The 5,544-nt window shown below is 37.3% G+C and carries 6 protein-coding genes; all 6 read right to left on the bottom strand.

What is annotated here, in order from left to right:
* Window positions 1–172 precede the first annotated feature (172 nt).
* The 6 genes from phoU to AC3WR0_RS25230 all read right to left on the bottom strand — a co-directional run bounded on the left by phoU (window position 173) and on the right by AC3WR0_RS25230 (window position 5,247).
* The gene (phoU, locus tag AC3WR0_RS25255; protein ID WP_492554830.1) at window positions 173–832 is read right to left on the bottom strand and encodes a phosphate signaling complex protein PhoU; all 660 of its coding nucleotides are present in this window, start codon (window positions 830–832) and stop codon (window positions 173–175) included.
* Window positions 833–849: 17 nt separating this feature from the next.
* On the bottom strand, window positions 850–1,623 hold the full coding sequence (gene pstB / locus AC3WR0_RS25250) for a phosphate ABC transporter ATP-binding protein PstB (protein WP_027320041.1): 774 nt from the start codon (window positions 1,621–1,623) through the stop codon (window positions 850–852).
* A gap of 12 nt (window positions 1,624–1,635) precedes the next feature.
* The gene (pstB, locus tag AC3WR0_RS25245) at window positions 1,636–2,439 is read right to left on the bottom strand and encodes a phosphate ABC transporter ATP-binding protein PstB (RefSeq protein ID WP_492554829.1); all 804 of its coding nucleotides are present in this window, start codon (window positions 2,437–2,439) and stop codon (window positions 1,636–1,638) included.
* 16 nt (window positions 2,440–2,455) lie between these two features.
* Entirely contained in the window at window positions 2,456–3,343 is an 888-nt protein-coding gene (gene pstA, locus AC3WR0_RS25240; protein WP_492554828.1) for a phosphate ABC transporter permease PstA, read from the bottom strand.
* On the bottom strand, window positions 3,343–4,263 hold the full coding sequence (pstC, locus tag AC3WR0_RS25235; protein ID WP_027320038.1) for a phosphate ABC transporter permease subunit PstC: 921 nt from the start codon (window positions 4,261–4,263) through the stop codon (window positions 3,343–3,345). The genes pstA and pstC overlap by 1 nt, the downstream gene beginning before the upstream one ends.
* Before the next feature lie 75 nt (window positions 4,264–4,338).
* Window positions 4,339–5,247: a phosphate ABC transporter substrate-binding protein gene (locus tag AC3WR0_RS25230; RefSeq protein ID WP_027320037.1), complete on the bottom strand. Its 909-nt coding sequence runs from the start codon at window positions 5,245–5,247 to the stop codon at window positions 4,339–4,341.
* Between the last annotated feature and the right edge of the window lie 297 nt (window positions 5,248–5,544).

Genomic DNA, 5,544 nt, shown 5'->3' with positions numbered 1-5,544 from the left:
ATCGTTCACTATATTTAGCCAAAAATAAACACCCCAAAAGTTAGATTTTAGCTCTAACTTTTGGGGTGCAGTACAAATGAAGTCCCTTTTTGTTCTATAGGAAGGCTTGATATTGCTTATTGATTAGGAAATAACCTATTTAAAGGCTTATTCAGGTGGTATAGGGTGGCCTTTATGTGTTTAAATCGTATCGTTTCCCTGTCACAAGAAAGATAACATTTTCTGAAATGTTTGTAGTATGGTCCGCAATTCTTTCAATGTACCGGCAGACAAATGACAATTGGGTAATCTGATTAGTCGAAGTAGGATTTTCCGGAATATAGCCTAAAAGCTCTTGCACAAGTCTGCCGTACATCTCATCTACCGCATCATCTTTTTCAGCACATTTTCGAGCTAGCGCTGCATCTTCGGTATAAAATGCTGTTAATGCGTCATTAAGCATATCCAGAGCCATATCCATCATTTTAGGTATATCCACAATTTCTTTAATATGTTTCTCTTTTCCAATATGGAGGGCAGATTTAGCTATATTAACAGCCTGATCAGCAATACGCTCAACTTCAGAGGCAATCTTAAGTCCAACAAGGATTTTCCTCAAGTCCTTAGCTACGGGTGACTGGGTTGCAATCATTAGAGTTGCTTTATCATCGATTTTGAATTCAAGTTCATCGATAACATTATCAGCTTCAATTACCTGTTTTGCCTTTTCAAGATCCTGCCTGATTAAAGCATCCATTGCCTCTTTTACTGCATTTTCTGAAAGTCTTGCCATTTCCAAAGACATATCTTTTAATTGTTTTAAACTGCTGTCAAAATTTGATCTAGTATTCATCAATCATTCACCTCATATTATCCGAATCTTCCTGTGATATATCCTTCTGTTCGCTCGTCGGATGGCTGGGAGAAAATCTTTGAAGTTTCATCCAGTTCGATCAGCTCACCCATTAAGAAGAAAGCTGTTTTATCCGAAACACGGGCAGCCTGCTGCATATTATGGGTAACAATTACAATTGTATATTTTTCTTTTAATTCTAGTATCATTTCTTCAATTTTCAAAGTAGAAATAGGGTCAAGAGCAGATGTAGGCTCATCCATCAGGAGTACATTTGGTTTTGTCGCGAGAGCTCTTGCAATGCAAAGCCGCTGCTGCTGTCCTCCTGACAGACCTAGAGCTGGAGCATTTAACCGGTCCTTAACCTCATCCCATAAGGCAACATCCATTAAGGACTTTATTACGATTTCTTCGAGAACTCTTTTTCGTTTTATTCCATGAATTCTCGGTCCATATGCAATATTATCGAAAATAGATTGGGGGAATGGATTTCCTTTTTGGAACACCATCCCTACATTTTTCCTAAGATCTACAAGATCGAGTTTTTCATTGAGGATATTTTGTCCGTTATAGTTAATCTCACCCGACATTTTAACCCCTGGGATAGTAGTGATCATTAAATTTAATGTTTTGATAAAAGTAGATTTACCGCAGCCAGACGGACCAATAATAGCTGTCACTTCTTTTTTGCGGATGGGAAAATTAATGTTCTTTAAAGCATGGTGGTCTCCATACCAAAGATTAAAATCCTTTACATCAAATGCTTTATCGGTGATTGTAAAAACTGACATTTTATTTCCCCCTTATCCAAACCGCCCGGAAATATATTCTTCTGTCTTTTTTTCGGAAGGATTTGTGAAGACATTTTCAGTAATATCATATTCAATTAAATCCCCGCTTAGGAAGAAAGCTGTTTTATCCGAAATCCTTGAAGCCTGCTGCATATTATGGGTTACGATAATAATGGAATAATCCTTTTTTAATTCTAAAATCAATTCTTCCACTTTTGCATTTGAAATTGGGTCAAGGGCCGATGATGGTTCGTCAAGCAGCATCACGGCCGGCTTCATTGCAATGGTGCGAGCTATACATAATCGCTGCTGCTGTCCCCCTGAAAGAGAAAGGGCAGATTTGTAAAGTCTGTCTTTTACTTCATCCCAAAGTGCAGCTTTCCTCAAGCTTTCTTCCACAATTTCATCCAATTTTCCTTTTTTACGGATGCCTGAAAATTTCAATGCGTGAGTTATATTATCGTAAATTGATTTTGGAAAAGGATTAGGCTTCTGAAATACCATTCCAATTTCTTTTCTTAAAGCAACCACATTAATATCTTTGGATATTAGATTAACACCTTCATAAAGGATTTCTCCCTCAGCTCTTGCCCCAGGAATTAAATCATTCATTCGATTAATGCTCCGTAAAAATGTCGATTTACCACACCCCGAAGGACCAATCAAAGCAGTAATTCCATTTTTATCTATATCCATACTAATTCCGTTTACGGCTCGTTTTTCACCGTAAAATATTTCCAGATTATTGATTTTCAAAATATGTTCTTTTTGGATTGGTTGTACGGAAACCGGGTTATCTTTTGTTGCTATAGCCATTACCAAACACCTCACCTTATTTCGATGCAGTCATTTTTTTATGAACAAGACTCCCTATAGTCCGAGCTAATAAATTAAAAATTAAAACAGAAATAACCAGCACAGCTGCAGAACCATTCGCTACTTCTTTTACATCTGGAATTAATCCCTGAGTATTGACTGACCAAATATGGACTGCAAGTGTTTCAGCCGGACGAAAAATATTTAATGGTGATGTTGATGAGAATGGATTCCAGTCAGAATAATCAAGCCGTGGTGTCGACAAACCTGCTGTAAATAATAAAGCAGCCGCTTCGCCAAAAACACGCCCCGCTGCGAGAATGGCACCTGTCAGAATAGAAGGAAATGCACTTGGTAATAAGATCGTCTTAATAGTATGCCAGTGATTAATTCCCAGTCCAAGGCTTGCTTCTTTTATATCACGGGGGACCGACCTAATAGCATCCTCACTTACACGAACCATTACAGGCAAGTTAAATACAGTAAGGGCCAAGGCTCCGCCTAAAATGGTATATCCCCATCCAGTTAATGTAACAAACATTAATAATCCAAACATCCCAATAACAATCGAAGGGAAAGATGCAAGTACTTCAACACAAACTCGAATAAAATCAGTCACTTTTCCTGGTTTTGCATATTCAGCCATATAAATTCCGCCGCCAAGGCCAAGCGGAACAGTAATAATCATTGTAATAATCAACACATAAAAGGAATTAAATAATTGATCCCGAATTCCGCCGCCGGCCATTAAATTGCTGGATGGCTTAGTTAAAAAATCAATTGAAATTTGTTTAACACCATTAACTAAAATGAAATAAAATAACCCTATCAGCAAGGAAATGATAATAACGGCAATTGCAACAAATATTCCGGTTGCTATTCGATCTGCTGTTTTACTGCTCATTAGATTTTCCTCCTCGCTGAAAGATATCGAATAATTAAAATAAAGACAAATGAAATAACTAACAAAATTAATCCCATTGACCAAAGAACATTGTTATCTACGCTTCCAAATGTAGTATTTCCCATGTTTAGGGTTATGATTGTGGTAAGTGTTCCTGATGCATCTAAAATGCTATGTGGAAATTTGCTTACATTCCCGATTACCATCTGAACAGCAAGTGCCTCACCAAACGCTCTGGCCATACCAAGAACAATTGCAGTTAAAAGGGATGGCATTGCTGCAGGTATTAACACTTTTCGAATCGTTTGCCATCGTGTTGCACCAAGAGCATATGAACCTTCCCGAAGAGCTTTAGGAATTGTGGCCATAGCGTCTGTAGCGATGGTGGTTATCGTTGGGAGAATCATTACAGAAAGAACAATCATACCTGAAAGAAGACTAAAACCTAATCCTCCGATATGATCTCTAATAAAAGGAACCAAAACTGTAAGCCCGATGAATCCATAAACAACAGATGGAATTCCAACTAGAAGTTCGATTACAGGCTGTAAAACTTTCCTTCCCCAGGAAGGCGCAATTTCTGTCATAAAGATTGCTGCACCAATCCCAAGAGGTGCCGCAACCAGTGCTGCTAAAAAAGTAACAGCAAATGATCCGAAAATAAAAGGAAGAGCTCCATATCCCGGATGCTTCTGATTAGATGGATCCCAAATTTTACTGGTTAAGAACTCAATAAGACTTACACCGTTATTGATAAATGCCTGTAAACCTTTTTGGCCAATAAAAATAGTAATCGAAATTGTTGCAGCGATCATAATAATGGCAGACAAGTAAACAAGAATCCTGCCTCTGACTTCCCCATCCATCCAGCTTTTATTAGATTTTAATAATCTGTCTTTTGCAGGAACCACTTTTTCCATAAAAATAAAACACCCCTAAAATTACGTGATAAACAGGGTAAAGCTTAAACGGCATTACCCTGTCAGTCAAAATGCTTATTTATTTGTAGTTTTTCCTGTAGCGTCACGCTCAACCTGCATTTTTGTTACAGGGATATAACCTTGTTTTGGCAATAAAGTTGTCTGAACTTCATCACTAGTCATATAATCAAGGAAAGCTTTTGCGACTTCGTTAGCCTCACCTTTTGTATACATATGTTCATAAGCCCATACAGGGAATTTTCCTGATTGAATATTTTCATCACTTGCTTCAACGCCATCGATAGACATTTTTGTTACTGTATCATCAGTAAAGTATGAGAGGGCTAGATATCCGATTGCTCCAGGTGTTTCAGCGATAATTTTCTTAACTGTATTTGAAGCATCTTCAGTAATTCCTTGTGCAGGTGTTGCACCATCTAAGGCAAATTTATTAAATACTGCACGTGTACCAGAAGAGTCGGGGCGGTTAACAAGAGTGATTTTTTGATCAGCTCCACCAAGTTCCTTCCAGTTAGTAATTTTCCCTGTAAAAACTTTAATCAAATCTTCTTTTTTAATATCTTTTACGTTAGCTTTAGGGTTAACTGCAGCTGTCATACCTACTACAGCAACTTTGTTATCATTAAGTCCTTCAATTTTCTTTTCTTCAGCAAAAACATCGGAGTTACCAATTTGAACGGCACCCTGTGAAACCTGTGATAAGCCTGTACCAGATCCACCGCCATTTACTTGAATGCTGACTTTAGTGTTTTTATTCATAAATTCTTCAGCTGCTGCAGCAGCTAATGGCTGCAATGCAGTTGAACCGGAAAGTATTAATGACCCAGATAGTTCTTTATTTCCTGCTGTTTTATTGTCTGCTTTGTTGTCGTCTTTTTTATCAGCAGCTCCACCGCAAGCAGCTGCAAATACCATCAATGCTGCCAGCATCATAAGTAGGCCTAATTTCTTGAAATTTTTCATTTCGTTTATTCCCCCTAAGAGATATGGTTGTTTTGTCCTACAGGTATTAGAATAAAGCTTAAGTATTAACCCAGTTTTAATGCTTTGTAAAGGTTTTGTAAATGTTTGTTTAGTTAATGTAAATTTCCGAATCTTTTCTTTCAATAATTACTAGTCTTATTTTTCCCACACACTCTAAAAAAAATCATAAAAAGAAACGCGTCCCTAAAGGGAAGCGTTTCTTTCATATTGTTGAAAAACAAATTTGTCAATGAAATCCTGTGAATTTTCAGGATTTCATTATTTTTTTTGTATAGT

This window comes from Neobacillus sp. FW104-15D2, assembly GCF_058790155.1.
The sequence above is the reverse complement of the archived record's forward strand: the minus strand, read 5'-3'. Positions and strand labels throughout refer to the sequence as shown.